At 72.8% G+C, this 21,386-nt stretch carries 18 protein-coding genes; 12 read left to right on the top strand and 6 right to left on the bottom strand.

Annotated elements, in window-relative coordinates:
- Positions 1–156: 156 nt before the first annotated feature.
- The gene (locus ACIQBJ_RS23570; RefSeq protein ID WP_400713921.1) at positions 157–927 is read left to right on the top strand and encodes a hypothetical protein; all 771 of its coding nucleotides are present in this window, start codon (positions 157–159) and stop codon (positions 925–927) included.
- Here the strand turns inward: ACIQBJ_RS23570 and ACIQBJ_RS23565 are convergent.
- Positions 890–1,420: a 2-oxo-4-hydroxy-4-carboxy-5-ureidoimidazoline decarboxylase gene (locus ACIQBJ_RS23565; RefSeq protein ID WP_400714565.1), complete on the bottom strand. Its 531-nt coding sequence runs from the start codon at positions 1,418–1,420 to the stop codon at positions 890–892. The two genes, ACIQBJ_RS23570 and ACIQBJ_RS23565, sit on opposite strands and share 38 nt — an antisense overlap.
- A 220-nt stretch (positions 1,421–1,640) precedes the next feature.
- A complete protein-coding gene (locus tag ACIQBJ_RS23560; protein WP_400713918.1) occupies positions 1,641–2,390 on the bottom strand; it encodes an SDR family oxidoreductase in 750 nt (249 codons plus the stop codon).
- A gap of 180 nt (positions 2,391–2,570) precedes the next feature.
- Between ACIQBJ_RS23560 and ACIQBJ_RS23555 the strand changes: the two genes are divergently transcribed.
- Positions 2,571–4,160, top strand: a complete 1,590-nt coding sequence (locus ACIQBJ_RS23555; protein ID WP_400713915.1) for a methylmalonyl-CoA mutase — start codon at positions 2,571–2,573, stop codon at positions 4,158–4,160.
- Positions 4,161–4,246: 86 nt separating this feature from the next.
- Here the strand turns inward: ACIQBJ_RS23555 and ACIQBJ_RS23550 are convergent, their stop codons facing one another.
- Positions 4,247–6,301, bottom strand: coding sequence for a protease pro-enzyme activation domain-containing protein (locus ACIQBJ_RS23550; RefSeq protein WP_400713912.1), 2,055 nt, complete (start codon positions 6,299–6,301; stop codon positions 4,247–4,249).
- A gap of 400 nt (positions 6,302–6,701) precedes the next feature.
- Here ACIQBJ_RS23550 and ACIQBJ_RS23545 point away from each other — a divergent pair, with 400 nt between their 5' ends.
- The 7 genes from ACIQBJ_RS23545 (at position 6,702) to ACIQBJ_RS23515 (ending at position 15,416) form a co-directional block, all read left to right on the top strand.
- Positions 6,702–7,952 (top strand): amidohydrolase, encoded by a 1,251-nt coding sequence (locus ACIQBJ_RS23545; RefSeq protein ID WP_400713909.1) that lies wholly within the window; start codon positions 6,702–6,704, stop codon positions 7,950–7,952.
- A gap of 254 nt (positions 7,953–8,206) precedes the next feature.
- Positions 8,207–9,277 carry a BMP family protein gene (locus ACIQBJ_RS23540; protein ID WP_400713906.1) on the top strand — a complete coding sequence of 357 codons (1,071 nt, stop codon included), beginning with the start codon at positions 8,207–8,209 and terminating at the stop codon, positions 9,275–9,277.
- Positions 9,278–9,637: 360 nt separating this feature from the next.
- Positions 9,638–11,191, top strand: coding sequence for an ABC transporter ATP-binding protein (locus ACIQBJ_RS23535; protein ID WP_400714562.1), 1,554 nt, complete (start codon positions 9,638–9,640; stop codon positions 11,189–11,191).
- 4 nt (positions 11,192–11,195) lie between these two features.
- The gene (locus ACIQBJ_RS23530) at positions 11,196–12,362 is read left to right on the top strand and encodes an ABC transporter permease (protein WP_400713903.1); all 1,167 of its coding nucleotides are present in this window, start codon (positions 11,196–11,198) and stop codon (positions 12,360–12,362) included.
- Positions 12,359–13,624, top strand: a complete 1,266-nt coding sequence (locus tag ACIQBJ_RS23525) for an ABC transporter permease (RefSeq protein ID WP_400713900.1) — start codon at positions 12,359–12,361, stop codon at positions 13,622–13,624. Before ACIQBJ_RS23530 ends, ACIQBJ_RS23525 begins: the two co-directional genes overlap by 4 nt.
- Positions 13,621–14,019, top strand: a complete 399-nt coding sequence (locus ACIQBJ_RS23520; protein WP_400713897.1) for a cytidine deaminase — start codon at positions 13,621–13,623, stop codon at positions 14,017–14,019. The genes ACIQBJ_RS23525 and ACIQBJ_RS23520 overlap by 4 nt, the downstream gene beginning before the upstream one ends.
- Positions 14,020–14,138: 119 nt before the next feature.
- Positions 14,139–15,416 (top strand): thymidine phosphorylase, encoded by a 1,278-nt coding sequence (locus ACIQBJ_RS23515; protein WP_400713894.1) that lies wholly within the window; start codon positions 14,139–14,141, stop codon positions 15,414–15,416.
- A 25-nt stretch (positions 15,417–15,441) separates the two neighbouring features.
- Here the strand turns inward: ACIQBJ_RS23515 and ACIQBJ_RS23510 are convergent, their stop codons facing one another.
- Complete coding sequence (locus ACIQBJ_RS23510) at positions 15,442–15,996, bottom strand: Uma2 family endonuclease (RefSeq protein WP_400713891.1); 555 nt, start codon at positions 15,994–15,996, stop codon at positions 15,442–15,444.
- Positions 15,993–17,249 carry an MFS transporter gene (locus ACIQBJ_RS23505; protein ID WP_400713888.1) on the bottom strand — a complete coding sequence of 419 codons (1,257 nt, stop codon included), beginning with the start codon at positions 17,247–17,249 and terminating at the stop codon, positions 15,993–15,995. Before ACIQBJ_RS23505 ends, ACIQBJ_RS23510 begins: the two co-directional genes overlap by 4 nt.
- A 64-nt stretch (positions 17,250–17,313) precedes the next feature.
- On the opposite strand from ACIQBJ_RS23505, the gene ACIQBJ_RS23500 reads away from it, so the two are divergent.
- The 3 genes from ACIQBJ_RS23500 (at position 17,314) to ACIQBJ_RS23490 (ending at position 20,225) form a co-directional block, all read left to right on the top strand.
- A complete protein-coding gene (locus tag ACIQBJ_RS23500) occupies positions 17,314–18,270 on the top strand; it encodes a LysR family transcriptional regulator (protein WP_400713885.1) in 957 nt (318 codons plus the stop codon).
- A 92-nt stretch (positions 18,271–18,362) separates the two neighbouring features.
- On the top strand, positions 18,363–19,508 hold the full coding sequence (locus ACIQBJ_RS23495) for an adenosine deaminase (protein ID WP_400713882.1): 1,146 nt from the start codon (positions 18,363–18,365) through the stop codon (positions 19,506–19,508).
- Positions 19,509–19,721: 213 nt separating this feature from the next.
- The gene (locus ACIQBJ_RS23490; RefSeq protein WP_400713879.1) at positions 19,722–20,225 is read left to right on the top strand and encodes a hypothetical protein; all 504 of its coding nucleotides are present in this window, start codon (positions 19,722–19,724) and stop codon (positions 20,223–20,225) included.
- Between the two features lie 78 nt (positions 20,226–20,303).
- Here ACIQBJ_RS23490 and ACIQBJ_RS23485 read toward each other — a convergent pair whose 3' ends face one another.
- Entirely contained in the window at positions 20,304–20,486 is a 183-nt protein-coding gene (locus ACIQBJ_RS23485) for a PspC domain-containing protein (RefSeq protein ID WP_400713876.1), read from the bottom strand.
- Positions 20,487–21,386 lie beyond the last annotated feature (900 nt).

Genomic DNA, 21,386 nt, shown 5'->3' with positions numbered 1-21,386 from the left:
GCCCCCTGGTGTGATCAATCAGGCACGCACGGCCTAATCCGGACGGGAACTGTGACGCTGCGTCACCGAATTCTTACGCTACGGTGCGGTCCCCGCCCCGAACGACGCGGAACGACGCGAAACGACGCGGAACAACGCGAACGAGGAGAGACCGCCGTGCGACCCCTGCCCGCCCTCGCCGCCCTCGCCCTGGCCGCGGCCTGCGCCGCCGCCGGCTGCGCCGCCCCCGCGCCCGGCAGTTCCGCCGACGTCGCCGTCGGCGCGGTCGGGCCGGTCGCGGCCGGCCCCGCCGACCTGCTCGGCGACGGGTACGACGCCGCCGGGGTGCGCGCCCTCGCGGTCACCGACGGCGAACTCGCCCCCGGCTGGCGGGTCACCCTCATGCAGCCCGGGCAGAACGACATCTCCAGCCCCCCGCAGACCGCCGACAACCCGGCCTGCCAGCCCGTCCTGGACGCCCTCACCCCGTCCAAGGGCGACGCCGGGCCGCTGGCCGAGGCCGACCTGGACATCGCCCGCGAGGGCGACACGCCGGCCTCCCTCTACACCGCGATCCTGGCCTTCCGGCCCGGGCGCGCCGCGGCCGTGCACGCCGGGCTGGAGCGGGTCCTCGACCGCTGCCGGGACTTCACCTCCAGCACCGGGCGGCACCGCCTCGCCCGGCTCGACACGCCCACCCCCGAAGGAGCGGACGCCGTCACCGCGTTCACTCTCACGAATGAAACCGGCGGCACCTCCTTCGCCCAACGGGCCCTGGTGGCCCGGACCGGCAACGTGCTCACGGTCTTCACCACCCTCGACCCCGAGGGCCGCCCGGCCCCCGAGCCGGACCGGGAGGTGGTCCGGGCCCAGCTCGCCAAGGTCGGGCGGTCCGAGGGGCGCGGCGCGGTCAGTTCTTCACCGCGACCAGGTGTTCGAGTCGGCTGAGCGCGATCCGGCGCAGCTCCTCCGCGGAGGTCAGCCGCTCCTCGTCGGGGTCGTTCGCCAGCCGGGTGCGGATCGAGGTGAGGACGGCGTCCAGCATCTCCTCCGGGTCGACCCCTTCGAGGCAGACCACGAAGACGTGCCCGAAGCGGGCCTCGTAGGCGGCGTGCGCCGCGCGCAGCGCGGTGTGCGCGGCCTGGCTGCCGGGCGCGCGCATGCCGAGCAGCGGCTGCGGCATCCAGCTCTCGTCGGCCAGCGCCTCCGCGAGGTCCGCGGGACGCAGGTCGTAGCTCGCCTCGCTGGCGGCGGCGAGCAGGGACTCGATGTCGGGGTAGGGGCGGTGCGCGGTCAGGCGGAGCGCCCAGCGGTGGCTGCCGCAGCAGGCGAGCAGGGCCTCCTCGACGGCGCCGGAGTCGGCTTCGTTGAAGCGGTGCAGTCCCAGCAGGGAAGGTTCCGTCCGCGCGTCCAGGCGCTGCGGCGGGATGTCGCTGGTCAGCGCATCCTCCTCGTGAGGGCGGAAGGCGGAATGCTCGGAAGACCGGGGAAGGGGAGCGGAGTTGCGGGATCGGTGGTGCCACCGCTCGGGCCGGAGCAGTCGGCGGGGCAGCGCCTCCACGGTAGTTGAGGGGTCATCAATTGGGGAGGCGGCGGGCCGATTTCACTCGATCGAGCTATCAAGTTGTGACCCGCCGTCCCTCCTGTTCACGCCGGGCCGGTCAACTGACCCGGTGCACCTTGTGGTTGGCCGCCTGGGCGCGCGGCCGGACCACCAGCAGATCGATGTTCACGTGCGACGGCCGGGTCACCGCCCAGGAGACGGTGTCGGCGACGTCCTCCGAGGTCAGCGGCTCGGCGACGCCCGCGTAGACCGCGTCCGCCCGGTCCTGGTCACCGCGGAACCGGGTCAGCGCGAAGCCCTCGGAGCGCACCATCCCGGGCGCGATCTCGATCACCCGGATCGGCTCGCCCACGAGTTCGAGGCGCAGGGTCTGCGCCACCGAGTGGACGGCGTGCTTCGCCGCCACGTACCCGCCGCCGCCCTCGTACGCGGCCAGCGCCGCCGTCGAGGACATGATCAGCACGGTGCCGTCGCCGCTCGCCCGGAGCGCCGGCAGCAGCGCCTGGGTGAGGTGCAGCACCCCGATCACGTTGATCTCGTACATGGTGCGCCAGTCCGCCGGGTCGCCGGCCTCGACGCTCTCCGCGCCCAGCGCGCCGCCCGCGTTGTTCACCAGCACGTCGACCCGGCCGACCCCGGCCGCGAAGGCGTCCACGGCGGCCCGGTCGGTGACGTCCAGGGTGTACGCCCGGGCCGACCCGCCGATCTCCTTCGCCAGCTCCTCGATCCGCTCGGTGCGGCGTGCGGTCAGCACCACCGCGAAACCGTCGGCCGCCAGCCGTCGGGCGGTCGCCGCCCCGATGCCGCTGCTGGCGCCGGTGACGACGGCGACCTTCTGCTCGGTCATGTCCCACTCCTCGTGTGTCCGGTCGGTGGACCGATCATCCCAAGGAGCGGGTGCCGGATGTTGTGAGCAAGCTCCCAGCCGTGGCATCTGTCTGCTGTCGACGGGGCACGACTACATTGCGTATCCAACCGGGCGTTAATCAGCGCTAACCCACCCTCACACCCTTCGCGGAGGACACCCATGGCAGCCGAGCCCCGCCGCACCGAGTCGGGCCTGCCGATCGAGCCGGTGTACGGCCCCGAGACCCTGGCCGGCTTCGACGCCGCCGACCGGCTCGGCACCCCCGGCCGGTACCCGTTCACCCGCGGCGTCTACCCGACCATGTACACCGGCAAGCCGTGGACGATGCGCCAGTACGCCGGCTTCGGCACCGCCGCCGAGTCCAACGCGCGCTACAAGCAGCTGATCGCCAACGGCACCATGGGCCTGTCCGTCGCCTTCGACCTGCCCACCCAGATGGGCTACGACTCGGACGCGGCGATCTCCTCCGGCGAGGTCGGCAAGGTCGGCGTCGCGATCGACAGCGTCGAGGACATGAACGTCCTGTTCGGCGGCATCCCGCTCGGCGAGGTCTCCACCTCGATGACCATCAACGCGCCCGGCTCGCTGCTGCTGCTGCTCTACCAGTTGGTCGGCGAGGCCCAGGGCGTGCCGTCGAACCGGCTCACCGGCACCATCCAGAACGACGTGCTCAAGGAGTACATCGCCCGCGGCACGTACATCTTCCCGCCGAAGCCCTCGCTCCGGCTGATCGCCGACATCTTCCAGTACTGCCGGGCCGAGATCCCCAAGTGGAACACCATCTCGATCTCCGGCTACCACATGGCCGAGGCCGGGGCGAACCCCGCGCAGGAGATCGCCTTCACCCTCGCCAACGGCATCGAGTACGTCCGCACCGCGGTCGCCGCCGGGATGGACGTCGACGACTTCGCGCCCCGGCTCTCCTTCTTCTTCGTCTCCCGCACCACGCTGCTGGAGGAGGTCGCCAAGTTCCGCGCCGCGCGCCGGATCTGGGCCCGCGTCATGAAGGAGGAGTTCGGCGCGAAGAACCCCAAGTCGCAGATGCTCCGCTTCCACACCCAGACCGCCGGCGTCCAGCTCACCGCCCAGCAGCCCGAGGTCAACCTGGTCCGGGTCTCGGTGCAGGCGCTCGCCGCCGTCCTCGGCGGGACGCAGTCGCTGCACACCAACTCCTTCGACGAGGCGATCGCCCTCCCCACCGAGAAGTCCGCCCGGCTCGCGCTGCGCACCCAGCAGGTGCTCGCCTTCGAGACCGACATCACCGCCACCGTCGACCCGTTCGCGGGCTCCTACGTGGTCGAGGCGATGACGGACGAGCTGGAGGCCGCCGCGCTGGAGCTGATGGCCAAGGTCGAGGACATGGGCGGCGCCGTCGCCGCGATCGAACAGGGCTACCAGAAGGGCGAGATCGAGCGCACCGCGTACCGCATCCAGCAGGAGCAGGACTCCGGCGCGCGGACCGTGGTCGGCGTCAACCGCTTCCAGCTCGACGCCGAGGAGCCCTACGAGCCGCTGCGGGTCGACCCGGCGATCGAGGCCCAGCAGGCCGAGCGGCTGGCCCGGCTGCGCGCCGACCGCGACTCCTCCGCCGTCGACCGCGCCCTCTCCCAGCTCCGCAAGGCCGCCGAGGGCAGCGACAACGTCCTCTACCCGATGAAGGAGGCCCTCGCCGCCCGCACCACCGTCGGCGAGGTCTGCGACGCCCTGCGCGGCGTGTGGGGCACCTACGTGCCGGTCGACCGCTTCTGAGCGCTCCCGCGCCGGGGCCGGTCCGCGGGCATGGCCGAGGGGCCGTCGGAACGATCTCCGACGGCCCCTCGGTGGTGTCGCGGTGCTTACTTCTTGAGGGCGAAGGACTTGAAGAAGTTCTTGCCCGGGGAGCCGAGGCCGGTGGCGGTGTCGTAGCCCTTCGAGGCGGACAGGCCGTAGTCGGCGCCGATCTGGTAGAGGCGGACCTTCAGGGTGTTGTTGACCATGCCGAGGTCGACGACGTTGCCGCGCTTGCTGTGGTTGGACTTGTCGTTGACGTCGTTGAAGGCGTTGCTGCCGGCCCGGTCGTAGAGGGCCGGGTTGGCGAAGCCGAGGGCGCGGCCGCCGCGGGACTGGATGGCGTTGGCGAACATCGCCGCGGTCTCCGGGGCGGAGACCGAGGTGCCGCCGTAGCCGCCCTCGCTGTAGGCGCCGTTGTCGGTGAAGCCGACCAGGGTGGCGGCCACCAGGTCACCGCTCATCGCGATGTCGGGGGTGGCGCGCAGCGGGGTGGCGGAGTGGGTGCCGTCGGCCGCGGTCTTGGAGACGCTGTCCGGGACGACGCCCTGCTGGTACCACGGCTGGGCGAAGTCCTTGGAGACGCCGCCGCCGCCGCCGAAGTAGAAGTTGCCCGGGAACGGGGTCCAGGACTTCTGGTCGGCGGAGAGCACCGAGCGCTTGTCGCCCATGGAGACCTCGCTGCCGTAGCGGCCGGCCTTGTTGTCGAGCTGGAGGGCGGTGCCGCCGACCGAGGTGACCCACGGGGAGGCGGACGGCCAGTCGGCCTGCGCCTGGTTGCTGTCGGCCTGGCAGTTGACGCCGGTGGCGGCCGCGCCCGGGGAACTGTCGCCGCAGTCGCCGGAGGAGAAGGTGAAGCCGATGCCGGTCAGGGCGCCGAGCTGGAATATCTGGTTGTCGGCGGCGACCACGGCGGGGTCGATGTCGCCGCTGGTGCCGTGCATGATCTCGCCCCAGGAGTTGGAGACGATGTCGGCGAGGTGGTTGTCGACGACCTTGGCCATCGCGTCGTACAGGTCCTCGTCGTAGCAGGAGTTGCCGCCGACGTAGACGACCTGGGCGTCGGGCGCCAGGCCGTGCACCATCTCGACGTCGAGCGCCTCCTCGCCGGCCCAGCCGGCCGGGCCGCCGCACTCGTCCTGGTGGGTCCACTTGTCCGGGGTGACGTACTCGGTGTACTGGCCCGGCTTGAACGGCTGGTCGCCGTGCAGCGAGGAGAAGTGGCTGGCGTCCTGCTCCATGCTGGACAGGCCGTAGGCGTCGATGATGGCGACCCGGGCGCCCTTGCCGGAGACCTTGGAGTCGGTGACGCTGTACGCCTTGCGGAGCTGGCTGGGGAGGTACGAGCAGGGGGCGAACGGCTCGTTCTTCTCGTAGCCCTCGGGGGCGCCCTTGGCGGTCTTGGAGCCGTAGCCGTCCTCGGAGCAGGTCGGCACGTCCGGCAGGGTGGCCGGGGCCTTCTTGTCCGGGGTGGCGAGCCGGGCGGCCGCGTTGGCGCGCTGCTCGGCCTCGCGGACCGAGGTCGCGGTGGAGGCGTTGGTGTGGATCGCGTCGGCCAGGCCGGAGACCGCGAGGACCGCGCCGGAGACCGAGGCGGGCAGCTGGGCGTCCCGGGTCGGGGCCCGGTGGGTGCCGTCCTGGGTGCGGTAGTTGCGGAAGTCGGTGCCGAACGCCTTGGCCATCGCCGCGGTCGAGCCGGACACCTGCACGTAGTGCGCGGTGGTTGCGGAGACGCTGAGGCCGGCGCCGGACACCCAGTCGGTGACGGCCTTGACCTGCGCCGGGGTGGCGCCGAACTGCTCCTGGGCCTGGGCCGAGGTGAGGAACCGGCCGTAGGCGGCGGAGTTCGGGTCGGACACGGCCTTGGCGAGGGCCGCCAGGCCGCTCGCGTCGCGCCCGGCCAGGTAGATCCGGGCGGAGGCGGGGGCGGCGGAGTCCACCGCGCCCGCGTCGGCCTGCGGGGTGGCCCACTCGGGGTGGGTGCCGGGCAGCGAGCGGGCGCCCTCACCGGTGGGCGCGGCGGCCGAGGCCGGCACGGCCATGCCCAGGGTGGTGAGGATCAGTGCGGCGGCGACGGTGGCCGGAGCGATGCTCTTGGCGAGCTTGTTGCGCACGATGGGCACGTCGGTCCCCCCTTCTCGTTTCGATGGAGCGTCGACAGCCCCTCGTGAGGGCGCGACGAGAGCGCCGCAGGCGGAATGACCCCCCACCGCGGCACCGGAGTTGACTGTGCGGAAGCTGTCTATTCGGACTGGTGTGCGCAGCTCAAGAGCGGGTCCGAAAGTTTTGCCCCACCATGACTCGATCGGGAGGAAACGTTTGGGCCGTACGCTGCGCGGACCCCGGCCGGAGCACCCGCCGTGTCCGGCCGCCGGTGCAGGTCGTTGCACAGGACGGGCGACCGATCGGAAGGGCGGGCAAAACCAAGTGACATACCCACCCCGGCCGCCGCTATGCACCCATCCGGTGACCAGTTCGCCGGAACCCGGGCCAAATCCCCACCACCGGCCTACTCTTGTCAAGGTGAACGATCCCCAGCCGGCAGCCGCCGCCACCGTCACCGCTGCCCGCCCCACCGCCGACCTGCGCGCCCGAGTGGCCGCCCACCAGGCCGAGTTGATCGAGCTGCGCCGTGATCTGCACCGGCACCCGGAGCTCGGCCGCCAGGAGTTCCGCACCACCCGGCTGCTGTGCGAGCGGCTGACCGCGGCCGGCCTGGAGCCCCGGGTGCTGCCGGGCGGCACCGGCCTGCTGGTGGACCTCGTCCCGCCCGGCACCGCGCCCGGCACCCCGCTGCTGGCCTTCCGCGCCGACATCGACGCGCTGCCGATCGACGACGCCAAGCAGGACGTGCCGTACCGCTCCACGCTGCCCGGCCGGGCGCACGCCTGCGGCCACGACGTGCACACCGCGGTGGTGCTGGGCACCGGCCTGGTGCTGGCCGGGGCGCTGGCCGCCGGGGAGCTGACCCGGCCGGTGCGGCTGATCTTCCAGCCCGCCGAGGAGGTCATGCCCGGCGGCGCGCTGGACGTGATCGCGGCCGGCGGCATGACGGGGGTCGGCCGGATCTTCGCGGTGCACTGCGACCCGAAGGTCCGGGTCGGCCGGATCGGCCTGAAGACCGGCGCGATCACCTCGGCCTGCGACAAGGTGCGGATCTCGCTGGACGGCCCGGGCGGGCACACCGCCCGCCCGCACCTGACCACCGACCTGATCACCGCGGTCGCCAAGCTGGCGGCCGAGCTGCCGTCCGCGCTGTCCCGCCGGATGGACCCGCGCTGGGGCGTCTCGCTGGTCTGGGGCCGGATCGCGGGCGGCTCCGCGCCGAACGTGATCCCGCAGCGCGCCGAGTTGGAGGGCACCGTCCGCTGCCTGGAGCTGCCCGGCTGGCGGGAGGCGCCCGAGGTGCTGGAGGAACTGGTCGCGCACCTGGCCGAGACGTACCGGGCCAAGTGGACGCTGGACTACCACCGGGGCGTCCCGCCGGTGGTCAACGAGGTCTCCTCGATCGAGCAGCTGGAGGCGGCGATGAACGCCCGGTTCGCCGCCGGGGACGGCCCGGTGGTCGAGCCGACCGAGCAGAGCCTGGGCGGCGAGGACTTCTCCTGGTACCTGGAGCACGCCCCGGGCGCGCTGGCCCGGCTCGGCGTCCGCGGCCCGGACGAGAAGGGCGTCCGGGACCTGCACCAGGGCGACTTCGACGCCGACGAGCGGGCGATCGCGATCGGCGTGGAGCTGTTCGCCGCCCTGGCCCTGGAGCACGCCCGGATCTGACCCCGGGGCGCCGGCGGGGTTCGGCGCGGCTCCTTCCCGGGCCCCCGCGGGACGCGTACCGTGGGGGCCCGATACCAGCCGGTAGCGACAGTCGGGTTACGCTCCTGCGGTACTGCGTCCGGATTTGTCCGGACGTGCGACCACGTTTTGATAACAACCCGAATGGCTCCGCAGGCCGTAACACAACCGTGTTCTACGCGCGTTACGGTGGCGCTCGACCACGCCAACCGGGTGTGTGAGAAGGAGAAACTCCCTTGCGCCGTTCACTCAAGCTCGCCGCGGTCGTGCTCTCGGGTTCCCTGGGCATCGCCTCGCTCGCCGCCTGCGGCGCAAAGAGCACCGACAACAACAACTCCAGCTCCGCCAGCGCCGGCGCGGGCGGCTCCGGTCTCAAGGTCGGCATGGCCTACGACATCGGCGGCCGCGGCGACCAGTCGTTCAACGACTCCGCCGCGCGCGGCCTGGACCAGGCCAAGACCGAGCTGGGCGCGACCGTCTACGAGGCCGAGGCCAAGACGGGCGAGTCGGAGGGCGACAAGGAGCAGCGCCTCAAGAGCCTGGTGACCGGTGGCTACAACCCGGTCATCGCGGTCGGCTTCGTCTACCAGGACGCGGTCAACAAGGTCGCCAAGGACAACCCGAACGTCAAGTTCGCGATCATCGACTCGAACTCGCCGGACCAGCCGGGCAACGTCACCTCGCTGACCTTCTCCGAGGAGCAGGGCTCCTACCTGGCGGGCGTGGCCGCGGCCAGCAAGACCAAGACCAACCACATCGGCTTCATCGGCGGCGTGCAGTCCGAGCTGATCAAGAAGTTCGAGGCCGGCTACGTCGCGGGCGCCAAGTCCGTGAAGTCGGACATCGCGGTCGAGGTCACCTACCTGACCACCCCGCCGGACTTCACCGGCTTCGCCGACCCGGGCAAGGGCAAGCAGGCCGCGCAGGGCCAGCTCGACAAGGGCGCGGACGTCGTCTACTCCGCCGCCGGCTCCTCCGGCACCGGCGCCATCGAGGCCGTCTCGGCCGCGGGCAAGTGGGCCATCGGCGTCGACTCCGACCAGGCCAAGCAGCCGGCCCTGGAGAAGTACAAGGACCACATCCTCACCTCGATGGTGAAGAACGTGAACACCGCCGTGTTCACCTTCGTCCAGTCCGCCAAGAGCGGCAGCGTCCAGGGCGGCGTGCAGAACTTCGACCTGAAGCAGGGCGGCGTCTCGCTGGCCACCACCGGTGGCTTCATCGACGACATCAAGTCCAAGCTCGACGCGGCCACCCAGCAGATCACCTCGGGCGCCACCAAGGTCCCGACCGCCCCGCAGGGCTGATCCACCCCCGCCGCGCCGCCCGTGAACCGGGCGGCGCGGCGGTCGTCTCACCACATCTCGCGGAAGGGGCTCGGACGGGTGCGCCCACGGCGCGCATCCCCCGGGCCCCTCTCCGTTCCGCACCGCGTCCCCGGTGTCCGGCTCCCCGAGCTTCCCCTGAGCCTCCAGCGCGACGAAGCGCCCGACGACCAGCAGGAGATCGCCATCACCCCCTCCGACTCCGTCCCCCCGGGCGGCATCCCCAGCGCGGGGACGGCGACACCGGCCGTCGAACTGCGCGGCATCACCAAGCGCTTCCCCGGCGTGGTGGCCAACCACGACATCGACATCACCGTCCGCCGGGGCACCGTGCACGCGCTGATGGGTGAGAACGGCGCCGGCAAGTCCACCCTGATGAAGATCCTCTACGGGATGCAGAAGCCGGACGAGGGCACCATCGCCATCGACGGCGAGCAGGTGGAGTTCTCCACCCCCGCGGACGCCATCGCGCGCGGCATCGGCATGGTCCACCAGCACTTCATGCTGGCCGACAACTTCACCGTCTGGGAGAACATCGTCCTGGGCGGCGAGAAGCTGCACGGCATCGGCGCCGCCGCCAAGGCGAAGATCCGCGCGCTCTCCGACCAGTACGGCCTGGGCATCAAGCCGGACGTGCTGGTCGAGGACCTCGGCGTGGCCGACCGGCAGCGGGTCGAGATCCTCAAGGTGCTGTACCGCGGTGCCCGCATCCTGATCCTGGACGAGCCCACCGCCGTGCTGGTGCCGCAGGAGGTCGACGCGCTGTTCGACAACCTGCGCGAGCTCAAGGCCGAGGGCGTCACCGTCATCTTCATCTCGCACAAGCTGCACGAGGTGCTCTCGGTCGCCGACGCGATCAGCGTGATCCGCCGCGGCACCACGGTCGGCGACGCCGACCCGGCGACCGTGACGGCCCGTCAGCTCGCCGAGCTGATGGTCGGCGCCGAACTGCCCTCCCCGGAGAGCCGCGAGTCCACCGTCACCGACACCGAGATGCTCCGGGTCGAGGGCCTGCGGATCGCCAAGCCGGACGCCGAGGGCGTCGAGCGGGTCGTGCTGGACGACGTGTCGCTGCGCATCCGCAAGGGCGAGATCCTCGGCATCGCCGGTGTCGAGGGCAACGGCCAGGCCGAACTGGTCGAGGCCATCATGGGCATGCTGCCGCTGGACGCCGGTACCGTCGTGCTGGACGGCGCCGACCTGACCCGCACCCTGACCCGGGCCCGCCGCGAGGCCGGCATCGGCTACATCCCCGAGGACCGGCACCGGCACGGCCTGCTGCTGGAGGCCCCGCTCTGGGAGAACCGGGTCCTCGGCCACGTCACCGAGCGGCCCAACTCCAAGGGCGTGCTGCTCGACCCGGCCGGCGCCCGCGCCGACACCCTGCGGATCGTCGAGGAGTACGACGTCCGCACCCCCGGCATCGAGGTCACCGCGGCCTCGCTGTCCGGCGGCAACCAGCAGAAGCTGATCATCGGCCGCGAGATGAGCCACGCGCCGAAGCTGCTGATCGCCGCCCACCCGACCCGCGGCGTGGACGTCGGCGCGCAGGCGCAGATCTGGGAGCAGATCCGCGCCGCCCAGCGCGAGGGCCTGGCGGTGCTGCTGATCTCCGCCGACCTGGACGAGCTGATCGGCCTGTCCGACACCATCCGGGTCATCTACCGCGGCCGCCTGGTCGCCGACGCCGACCCGGCCACCGTCACCGCCGAGGACCTCGGCACCGCGATGACCGGTGCCGCCCGCGGCCACCTGGAGTCCGACCCGGAGGCCGTCGCCGAGGCACAGGCGGTCGCCGCCGAGGGCACCGACGCCGCGCCGACCGACGCCGAGCCGACCACCGACACCCCGTCCACCGAGACCGCCGCCGACGACGACGCGCAGGCGGGGGAGTAGCCACATGACCAGTCCCAACGCCCCGGCCGCGCCCGCGGCCAAGCGCTCGCCGCGCGAGCGCGTCGACCTGGAGAAGGTCGGCCTCGCGCTGGCCGCGCCCGTGCTCGCGGTGCTGCTGTCGGCGATCATCGCCGGCACCCTGCTGGCGGTCTCCGGCCGTGACCCGTTCGACGCCTTCTCCATCATGTGGAAGTACGGCACCGCCTCGGACGGCCAGGTCGCTACCCTGAACAAGGCCACCGTGTACTACCTGGCCGCGGCCGCCGCCGCGTTCGGGTTCCGGATGAACCTGTTCAACATCGGCATCGAGGGTCAGTACAAGCTGGCCATGATGTTCGCCGCGTACGTCGGCGGCCAGGTCGACCTGCCGGCCTTCCTGCAGATCCCGCTGCTGCTGATCGTCGCGATGTGCGTCGGCGGCCTGTGGGCGTCGGTCGCCGGCCTGCTCAAGGTCTACCGCGGCGTCAGCGAGGTCATCTCGACCATCATGCTGAACGCCATCGCCACCGCCGTGATCGGCGTGCTGCTGGTGCCCGGCATCCTCGCGCCGAAGACCGGCGGGGCGACCAACTCGATCGCCACCGCCAAGATCTCCCAGTCCAGCCACTTCTTCGCGTTCGAGACCCAGGGCGGCACCCTGTGGGGCTTCCTGGTGATCGCGGTGCTGGTCGGCGTGGTGTTCCAGTTCACCCTGAACCGGACCCGGTTCGGCTTCGACCTGCGCGCCACCGGCCGCTCGGAGACCGCCGCCAAGGCGTCCGGCGTCAACGTCAAGCGCATGGTGATCACTTCGATGGTGGTCTCCGGCGCGCTGGCCGGCCTGGTCGGCCTGCCCGAACTGATGCAGAACACCCCGTACTTCGGGCAGAACGTGCAGACCGGCCTCGGCTTCATCGGCATCTCGGTGGCGCTGCTCGGCCGCAACACCCCGATCGGCATCGCGTTCTCCGCGCTGCTGTTCGCCTTCCTGGACGCCTCCGGCGCCCAGCTGCCCACCCAGGGCGACTACCCGTCCGAGATCATCCCGGTGATCCAGGGCACCATCGTCATCTGCGTCGTCGTGGCCTACGAGCTGGTGCGCCGCTACGGCCTCAAGCGCCAGCAGCAGAAGGTCGGCGCCGAGCTCGCCGCCCAGGCCGCCGCGGCCGCCAAGAAGGAGGTGGCGGCATGAGCACCGCAGTCGCCGGAAAGCCCAAGTCGCCGGCCGCGCCGACGAAGAAGACCAAGCTCACCTGGCCGGTGGTGCTGCTGCTGATCGCGCTCGCCCTGGTGATCTTCGCCGCGGTCGGCGCGGTCACCGGCAACCACGGCCTGACCTCCTCCGGGCAGATCAGCGCCGCGCTCTCCTCCGCCGTGCCGATCGCGATGGCCGGCCTCGGCGGCCTGTGGGCCGAGCGCGCGGGCGTGGTCAACATCGGCCTCGAAGGCATGATGGTGGCCGGCACCTTCTGCGGCGCCTGGGGCGGCTTCCTGGTCAACCCCTGGGTCGGCCTGCTGGCCGGCATGGTCGGCGGCGCGCTCGGCGGCCTGCTGCACGCGCTGGTCACCGTCACCTTCGGCGTCGACCACATCGTCTCCGGCGTCGGCGTCAACCTGCTGATCCCGGGCCTCTGCGCCTACGTCAACCGGATCTACTACAAGGACTACGTGGCGGACGGCGCCGGCGCCAACCAGTCGCCGCCCGCCGACTCGCTGCCGACCTTCACCCTCCCCGGCCTGTCGAGCTGGCTCGGCGACATCGAGAAGCACCACTGGTTCCTGGTCTCCGACCTGGCCGGCATCGTCCGCGGCCTGGTCACCGAGCTGTCGGTGGTCACCCTGATCGCCGCCGCGCTGCTGGTCGCCAGCTACTTCCTGCTCTGGCGCACGGTGTTCGGCCTGCGGCTGCGCTCCTGCGGCGAGAACCCGACCGCCGCCGAGTCGCTGGGCGTCAACGTCTACAAGTACAAGTACCTCGCGGTGATCTCCTCCGGCGCCTTCGCCGGCCTCGGCGGCGCCTACCTGTCGCTGGTCGCCGCGCACTTCTACCGGGACGGCCAGACCCAGGGCCGCGGCTTCATCGGCCTGGCCGCGATGATCTTCGGCAACTGGATGCCGGGCGGCCTGGCCGCCGGCGCGGGCCTGTTCGGCTTCACCGACAGCCTCCAGCTGCGCGACGCCGACTCGGTGCACGTGCTGCTGCTGGTGGTCGCCCTCGCGATGGCGCTGCTCGCGCTCTGGCAGCTCTACCGCCGCCAGTGGGTGGCCGCCGCGGTCGCCGCGGTGGTGGCCGGCGGCGTCGCCGCCTGGTACGCCTGCACCGACGAGGTCCAGCGCCCGCTGATCGTCGCCACCCCGTACGTCATCACCCTGGTGGTGCTGGCGCTCGCCTCGCAGCGGCTGCGGCCGCCGAAGGCGGACGGGCAGATCTACCGCAAGGGGCAGGGCAAGTGACGGCCGAGGCCGAGGTGTTCGACTGGGAGGCGCTGCGCGAGGCGGCCCGGGCCGCGATGCGGCACGCGTACGCCCCGTACAGCAAGTACCCGGTCGGGGCCGCGGCCCTGGTCGAGGACGGCCGGACCGTGGTCGGCTGCAACGTGGAGAACGCCTCGTACGGGCTCGGCCTGTGCGCCGAGTGCGGCCTGGTCTCCGCGCTGCACGCCTCCGGCGGCGGCCGGCTGGTGGCCTTCACCTGCGTGGACGGCGGCGGCGAGCTGCTGATGCCGTGCGGGCGCTGCCGCCAGCTGCTGTACGAGCACGGCGGCCCGGACCTGCTGGTCGACCTGCCCTCCGGGGTGGCGCCGATGAGCGAGGTGCTGCCGGACGCGTTCGGGCCGGACAAGCTCTGAGCTCCGGACAAGCCCTGAGCTGCTGCGAGTTGTAGCCCTCGCGGTTGTTACGCGCGTAGAGTGTCGTGGGAGGACATCCCGCGGCACTCTACGCATTTCACCCCCTCTGGAGCACGTGTATGGACGCCATCTCCGTCATCCGGGCCAAGCGCGACCGGGGCGAGCTGACCGACCCCCAGATCGACTGGGTCATCGACGCCTACACCCGGGGCGAGGTGGCCGACGAGCAGATGTCCGCCCTCGCCATGGCCATCCTGCTCAACGGCATGACGGCCCGTGAGATCAGCCGCTGGACCGACGCGATGATCCGCTCCGGCGAGCGGATGGACTTCTCCTCGCTCGGCGTCCCCACCGCCGACAAGCACTCCACCGGCGGCGTCGGCGACAAGATCACCCTCCCGCTGGCCCCGCTGGTCGCCGCCTGCGGCGCCGCCGTCCCGCAGCTCTCCGGCCGCGGCCTCGGCCACACCGGCGGCACCCTCGACAAGCTGGAGTCCGTCCCCGGCTGGCGCGCCCTGCTCTCCAACGAGGAGATGCTCTCCGTCCTGGACGCCTGCGGCGCGGTGATCTGCGCCGCCGGCGACGGCCTCGCCCCCGCCGACAAGAAGCTGTACGCGCTGCGCGACGTCACCGGCACCGTCGAGGCGATCCCGCTGATCGCCTCCTCGATCATGTCCAAGAAGATCGCCGAGGGCACCGGGGCGCTCGTCCTGGACGTCAAGGTCGGCTCCGGCGCGTTCATGAAGAACCTCGACGACGCCCGCGAACTCGCCCGCACCATGGTCGGGCTCGGCCGCTCGGCCGGCGTCGCCACCGTCGCCCTGCTCACCGACATGTCCACCCCGCTCGGCCTCACCGCGGGCAACGCGCTCGAAGTCCGCGAATCCGTCGAGGTGCTGGCCGGCGGCGGCCCCGCCGACGTCGTCGAACTCACCCTCGCGCTCGCCCGCGAGATGCTCGCCGCCGCGGGCGTGCACGGCAAGGACCCGGCCGACGCGCTCCGCGACGGCTCCGCCATGGACCACTGGCGCCGCATGATCGCCGCCCAGGGCGGCGACCCCGACGCCCCCCTCCCGGTCGCCCGCGAGCAGCACGTCCTGACCGCCCCCGCCACCGGCGTCCTCACCGCCCTCGACGCCTACGCCGTCGGCGTCGCCGCCTGGCGCCTCGGCGCCGGCCGCGCCCGCAAGGAGGACCCCGTCCAGGCCGGCGCCGGCGTCGAACTCCACGCCAAGCCCGGCGACACCGTCACCGCCGGCCAGCCCCTGCTCACCCTCCACACCGACACCCCCGAGCGCTTCCCCTACGCCCTGGAGGCCCTGCAGGACGCCACCGCCGTGGCCCCGGCCGGCACGGCCTTCACCCCGGCCCCGATCGTCCTCGACCGGATCGCCTGACCCGCCGTCGTCCGTCCTGCGCGCGTCAGGAGTACGTGCGCAGGACGGACGTGTCGAGGGTCCAGGGGCCGACGGTGATCACGTCGCCGAAGGCGAAGTCGGTGCGGCGGGTGTAGTTCGGCTCGTCGTGGACGATCCCGGTGCCCTTGCGGGGGTCGACCAGCAGGTAGAGCGGAATGCCCATGGCCGCGTAGTCGGCGACCTTGGCCCGGTAGTCGTTCTCCGCGTTGGAGGCCGAGACGATCTCGACCACCAACAGGACCTGATGGGGCAGCAGCGCCGCTTCCTCGTCGTCGAGCGCCGCTTCGGGGAACACCATGACGTCCGGGTTGCGGAGCCGGCCCCTGGCCGGGTCCACCAGGTCCGCGCCGCCGTGGGCGATGTGGCCGGGGTGGGTCTTGGAGAGCTGGGCGTTCAACTGCTGAACGATGCGGATGACGGCGAGCTCGTGCCGTTTGACCGGCGACATCATCATCACGATGGTGTCGTCCGCGATCTCGATCTTCCCTATCCCGGGCATCTGCGGCAGCTGGTCGGCGATCTCGCGGAGCCTGGCGAACTGGGCAGGGTCGATGCTCATGCCTGAAGTGTAGTGACGGCCCGCGCGCGGTGGGTGGCGTGGAGGGTGACGCCGGCCGCGCAGGCCATGGCGGTGAGGGCGACGGTGGCGGTGCCGGGCCAGCCGGTGGCGTGGTAAGCGTCGGCGCCCAGGGTGCCGCCGAGGCTGTTGCCGAGGTAGTAGGCGATCAGGTAGAGGGCGGAGGCCTGGGCGCGGCCGGTGGTGGCGGTGCGGCCGACGGCGGAGGAGGCGGTGGCGTGGCCGGCGAAGAAGCCGGCGGTGATCAGGACCAGGCCGAGGACCGCGCAGGCCAGCGAGTCGGCGAGGGAGAGCAGCAGGCCGGCGCTGGTGGTGCCGATCGCCAGGTAGAGGGTGCCGCGGCGGCCCCAGCGGGCGGTCAGCCGGCCCGCCGAGGCGGAGGACGCGGTGCCGACCAGGTAGACCACGAAGATCGAGGCGGCGACCGACTCCGGCAGGTGGAAGGGCGCCGAGACCAGCCGGTACCCGACGGTGTTGTAGACCGCGCCGAAGACCGCCATGAACAGCAGGCCGAGCGCGTACAGCCGGAGCAGCAGCGGGTTGCGCAGGTGCCCGGCGACGGTGGTGGCCAGCGCCCGGGCGTCCACGGGGGCGGGCCGGAAGTGCCGGGCCCGGGGGATCAGCAGCCGGAAGGCCAGCGCGGCGAGCAGCGCGAGGACGGCCGAGACGGCGAGCCCGCCGCGCCAGCCCCAGGCGGCCGCGGCCCAGCCGGAGACCAGGCGGCCGCCCATCCCGCCGATCGAGTTCCCGGCCACGTACAGGCCCATCGCGGAGGCCAGCGCCGCCGGGTGCACCTCCTCGGCGAGGTAGGCCATCGCGGTGGCGGGCAGCCCGGCCAGCGCCGCGCCCTGGAGGGCCCGCAGCGCCACCAGGGTGGTGAGGTCCGGGGCGAACGGCAGGGCCAGCGCGAGCAGCGCGGCGGCCAGCGTGGACGCCGTCATGACGGCGGTGCGCCCGTAGCGGTCGGACAGGGCGCTGGCCGGGAGCAGCGCGAGCGCGAGTCCGAGGGTGGCGGCGGAGGCCGTCCAGCTGGCCTGTCCGGGCGTCAGTCCGAGGTCGGCGGAGAGCACCGGCAGCAGGCCCTGGGTGGAGTACAGCAGGACGAAGGTGGCGACGCCGGCCGCGAACAGCGCGAGGTTGGCGCGGCGGAACGCGCGGCTGCCGGGGCGCAGGCGCAGGTCGGGGAGCGGGGTGACGGGGGCGGGCGCGGGCGCCTCGGTACTGGCGGGCTGCATGGCGACGACGCTACGACCGGCCCCGTTGATGCGTCCAATGCATGAATGGGCGAAGATCCATGCTGTGACGTATGAGAGCAGCTCCGCGCCGGGGCGCCCCGCCGAGCTCGGTCCGGACGCCGATGTGACCCGCCTCGCACCGGAGTTGGCCCAGTTCGCGGCGGTGGCCCGGCTGGAGCACGTGACCCGGGCCGCGCAGCTGCTCGGCATGCCGCAGCCCACCCTGTCGCGGGCCGTCGCCCGGCTGGAGGACGAGCTGGGGGTGCGGCTGCTGGCCCGGCAGGGCCGCGCCGTCCGGCTGACCCGGGCCGGGCGGATCCTGCTGGACGCCGCCGAACGCGCCCTTGCCGAGGTCGAGCGCGGCGTCGAGGCGGCCCGGGCGGAGGCCGACCCTGCGGCGGGCCGGGTCGCGTTCGGGTTCCTGCACACCATGGGCGCCGACGCGGTGCCCGCCCTGCTGCGCGGCTTCCGGGCCGGGCACCCGCGGGTGCGCTTCCAGCTCGTCCAGGACCACGTGGCCGCGATGCTGGAGCGGCTGCGGGCCGGGGAGCTGGACCTCTGCCTGGTCTCGCCGCTGCCCGACGCCCCCGACCTGACGGCCCGTCCGCTCGACGAGCAGCGGCTGTTCCTCACCGTCCCGCCCGACCACCGGCTGGCCGGGCGCCGCCGGGTCCGGCTCGCCGAGGTCGCCGAGGAGCCCTGGGTGACGGTCGAGCAGGGGTACGGGCTGCGCCACATCGTGGAGGGCTTCTGCACCGAGGCCGGCTTCGCCCCGCGGATCGCCTTCGAGGGCGAGGACGTCGAGACCCTGCGCGGCCTGGTCGCGGCCGGCCTCGGCGTCTCCCTCCTCCCGCCCGCCCTGGTGCCCCGCCCCGGCGCGGTCGAACTGGAGGTCACCGCCCCGCGCACCCGCCGCGCCATCGGCCTCGCCTGGCCCGCCCACCGCCCGCTGCCGCCCCCGGCCGCGGCCTTCCGCGACTTCGTGCTGTCCCGCCGCGGCAGCATCCTGTCCCACGACTGACGGCCCGTCCGGCGGGTTGTTCACCTCGGGTTCGTCCGGACGGGGCGGCGTGGCGGTAGGTGATCTACGCGCGTAGGCGCTATGCTCCGGCAATGGAGAAGCAGATCACTCTCGCGGGCACCACGGCCCCGCGCATTCCCACCCCGGAACAGATCGTCCGCGCCCCCAAGGTGCTGCTGCACGACCACCTGGACGGCGGGCTGCGGCCGGAGACCGTCGTCGAACTGGCCGCCGACTGCGGCTACGAAGGACTGCCGACCACCGACCCGAAGGAACTCGGGGTCTGGTTCCGGGAGGCCGCCGACTCCGGTTCGCTGGAGCGGTACCTGGAGACCTTCGCGCACACCTGCGCCGTGATGCAGACCCGGGACGCGCTGGTCCGGGTGGCCGCGGACTGCGCCGAGGACCTGGCGGCGGACGGGGTGGTGTACGCCGAGGTGCGGTACGCCCCCGAGCAGCACCTGGAGGCCGGGCTGACCCTGGACGAGGTGGTCGAGGCGGTCAACGAGGGCTTCCGGCTGGGCGAGGCGAACGCCCGGGCGCGCGGCCACCGGATCCGGGTCGGCACGCTGCTGACCGCGATGCGGCACGCCGCCCGCTCGCAGGAGATCGCCGAGCTGGCGAACCGTCACCGCGACCGCGGCGTGGTCGGGTTCGACATCGCGGGCGCCGAGGCCGGCTACCCCCCCACCCGCCACCAGGCCGCCTTCGACTACCTCAAGGGCGAGAACAACCACTTCACCATCCACGCCGGCGAGGCGTTCGGCCTGCCGTCGATCTGGGAGGCGCTGCAGTGCTGCGGTGCCGACCGGCTCGGCCACGGGGTGCGGATCGTGGACGACATCACGGTCGGCGAGGACGGCCGGGTCGAGCTCGGCCGACTGGCCGCGTACGTGCGCGACAAGCGCGTCCCGCTGGAGATGTGCCCGACCTCCAACCTGCAGACCGGCGCGGCCGCCTCGTACGCGGAGCACCCGATCGGCCTGCTCAGCAGCCTGAAGTTCCGGGTCACCGTGAACACCGACAACCGGCTGATGAGCGGCACCAGCATGAGCCGCGAGTTCGCGCACCTGGTGGAGGCGTTCGGCTACACGCTGGCCGACCTGGAGTGGTTCACCGTGAACGCGATGAAGTCGGCGTTCCTGCCGTTCGACGAGCGGCTGGCCATGATCAACGACGTGATCAAGCCCGGCTACGCCGAGCTGAAGGCGGAGTGGCTGTTCGGCCCGCGCGGCTGACGCATCGTCGGGTGGTCGGGTGGTCGAGCGGTCGGACGATCGGCCCGGGGAGATGGTCGGACTTATCACTCTCCGGAGTGGCCGGGCTTTGAACCGGGCGTGGCTTTCTCACTACGGTGGGCCGGTCACTGCTGACTCGGTGTGACGGCAGGCAACCTGTGGTTCTCGGGCGTCCGCCGCTGCACCGGCCCGACCAGGACTGAGGACGCACACATGAAGCAGGCCACTCTGAAGGCCGCGGGCACCGCGGTGCTCGGCATCGCGGTCGCCGCCGTCGCGGCGGGCTCCGCCTCGGCCGCGCCGGTCGCCCCCGGCGGCCTCGGACTGCCGACCGGCGCGCTCACCAACCCCGCCGTGACCGGCGCCGCCACCGGCGCCGTGAGCAAGCTGCCCGGCGGCGACCAGCTCGGCACCGTGACCGGCACCCTGAACCCGACCGCGCCCGCCCCGGCCGCCGCCCCCGCCCCGGAGCAGGCTCCGCAGGCGATCGAGCAGACCGGCCCGGGCGGCCCGGAGCAGGCCGCCCCCGCCGCCGCCCCGGTGCAGGGGGCCGCGCCCGCGGCCGCCAACCGGATCGGCAGCCTGGACTCCGTCCCCGGCGGCCAGGGCCTGGCCAAGACCCCGGTCGGCAGCGTGGTCGGGACGCTGGGCGGCCTCTCCCCGGCCAACGGCGGCGGCGCCCCCGGCCTGCCGGGCCTGCCGGGCCTGGGCGGCTGACGCCCGCACCCCCGACGCCGACGGAGGGGCCGTCCCGCACCGCGGGACGGCCCCTCCGTCGTGCTGCCGCCCGGTGCTTCACGGCTCCTGGGGGAGCAGCAGCCAGAGCGCCAGGTAGATCAGGAACTGCGGGCCGGGCAGCAGGCAGGAGGCCAGGAAGACGATCCGGACCGTCCACGGGGTGAAGCCGAAGCGCTTGGCGATGCCCGCGCAGACGCCGGCGATGACGCGGTGGTGACGGGGGCGGGCGAGGGTGCTCATCTTCTTCTCCCTGCTGGGCGGTTCGTTCGATTCGCTCGGTTCGTTCTCCATCCTCCCTCCGTGACCTGCGGTTCTCCGTCCGCCGCAATGCCGATTCGGACCCCGAGGCGCTCGTCGTCCGGAGGGATTCCGGGCTCAGGGTCCGCCCGGGGGTGCCCTCGGGGTTTGCGGACCGGCCGGGAGGGGAAGCGGGGCGATGGTAAAGGCAGCGTAAAGAGGGTGGAGGTGACGCACAGGTCCTCCCAGCGGACTGTCAGACTCGCGCGTCCGACAGTCGTACGAAATTGGGAAAAGCTCTGATGCGCACCAACCGCCTGCTCACCGTCACCGTGCTGTCCGCCCTCGCGGTGACGGGTCTGGCCGCCTGCGGGTCCGAAGGGGCCGGGAGCAAGGGCTCCGCCGCCGCCCCGGCCGCCTCCGGCCAGGCCACCGCCGCCGCCTCCGCCACCGCGACGGGGGCCGCCGCGGGCGGCGGGCTGGCGGCGCTCGGCTCGGCCGAGATCGTGAAGAAGGCGCAGGAGGCCGGGGCCGCGCTCACCGCCGTCAAGATGACCTTCAAGATCAAGGACACCGACGGCGAGGTCAGCGGCGACATCGCGGCCGACGGCAGCGGCAACTGCGCGGGCTCGGTGGCCATCGCCGGCCAGGGCAGCACCGAGGTGCTCCGCAGCGGCGGCACGGTCTGGGTGAAGCCGGACGCCGCGCTGCTGAAGACCGCCGCCCCGCAGGCGGGCGGCGCGCTGCTCGGCAAGTGGCTGACCGTCGCCAAGGGCAGCTCCGGCGGTGTCGCCGAGTTCACCGCCTTCTGCGACCTGGGCCTGAAGACCCAGCAGAGCATCGGCAAGGACGACAACGGCGTGAGCGACCCGGGCACCAAGGGCCCGGCGAAGAAGGTCGACG

The organism is Kitasatospora sp. NPDC088391 (genome assembly GCF_044753345.1).
Lineage (GTDB): Bacteria > Actinomycetota > Actinomycetes > Streptomycetales > Streptomycetaceae > Kitasatospora.
This window is presented reverse-complemented; position numbering and strand designations above follow the sequence as displayed.

Bases quoted from the DNA above. Each gene is read 5' to 3' on its own strand.
- ACIQBJ_RS23505 (WP_400713888.1), bottom strand. From the start codon at position 17,249: ATGCAGCCCGCCAGTACCGAGGCGCCCGCGCCCGCCCCCGTCACCCCG.
- ACIQBJ_RS23535 (WP_400714562.1), top strand. From the start codon at position 9,638: ATGGGTGAGAACGGCGCCGGCAAGTCCACCCTGATGAAGATCCTCTAC.
- ACIQBJ_RS23515 (WP_400713894.1), top strand. From the start codon at position 14,139: ATGGACGCCATCTCCGTCATCCGGGCCAAGCGCGACCGGGGCGAGCTG.
- ACIQBJ_RS23490 (WP_400713879.1), top strand. From the start codon at position 19,722: ATGAAGCAGGCCACTCTGAAGGCCGCGGGCACCGCGGTGCTCGGCATC.
- ACIQBJ_RS23485 (WP_400713876.1), bottom strand. From the start codon at position 20,486: ATGAGCACCCTCGCCCGCCCCCGTCACCACCGCGTCATCGCCGGCGTC.
- ACIQBJ_RS23530 (WP_400713903.1), top strand. From the start codon at position 11,196: ATGACCAGTCCCAACGCCCCGGCCGCGCCCGCGGCCAAGCGCTCGCCG.
- ACIQBJ_RS23560 (WP_400713918.1), bottom strand. From the start codon at position 2,390: ATGACCGAGCAGAAGGTCGCCGTCGTCACCGGCGCCAGCAGCGGCATC.
- ACIQBJ_RS23510 (WP_400713891.1), bottom strand. From the start codon at position 15,996: ATGAGCATCGACCCTGCCCAGTTCGCCAGGCTCCGCGAGATCGCCGAC.
- ACIQBJ_RS23525 (WP_400713900.1), top strand. From the start codon at position 12,359: ATGAGCACCGCAGTCGCCGGAAAGCCCAAGTCGCCGGCCGCGCCGACG.
- ACIQBJ_RS23495 (WP_400713882.1), top strand. From the start codon at position 18,363: ATGGAGAAGCAGATCACTCTCGCGGGCACCACGGCCCCGCGCATTCCC.
- ACIQBJ_RS23555 (WP_400713915.1), top strand. From the start codon at position 2,571: ATGGCAGCCGAGCCCCGCCGCACCGAGTCGGGCCTGCCGATCGAGCCG.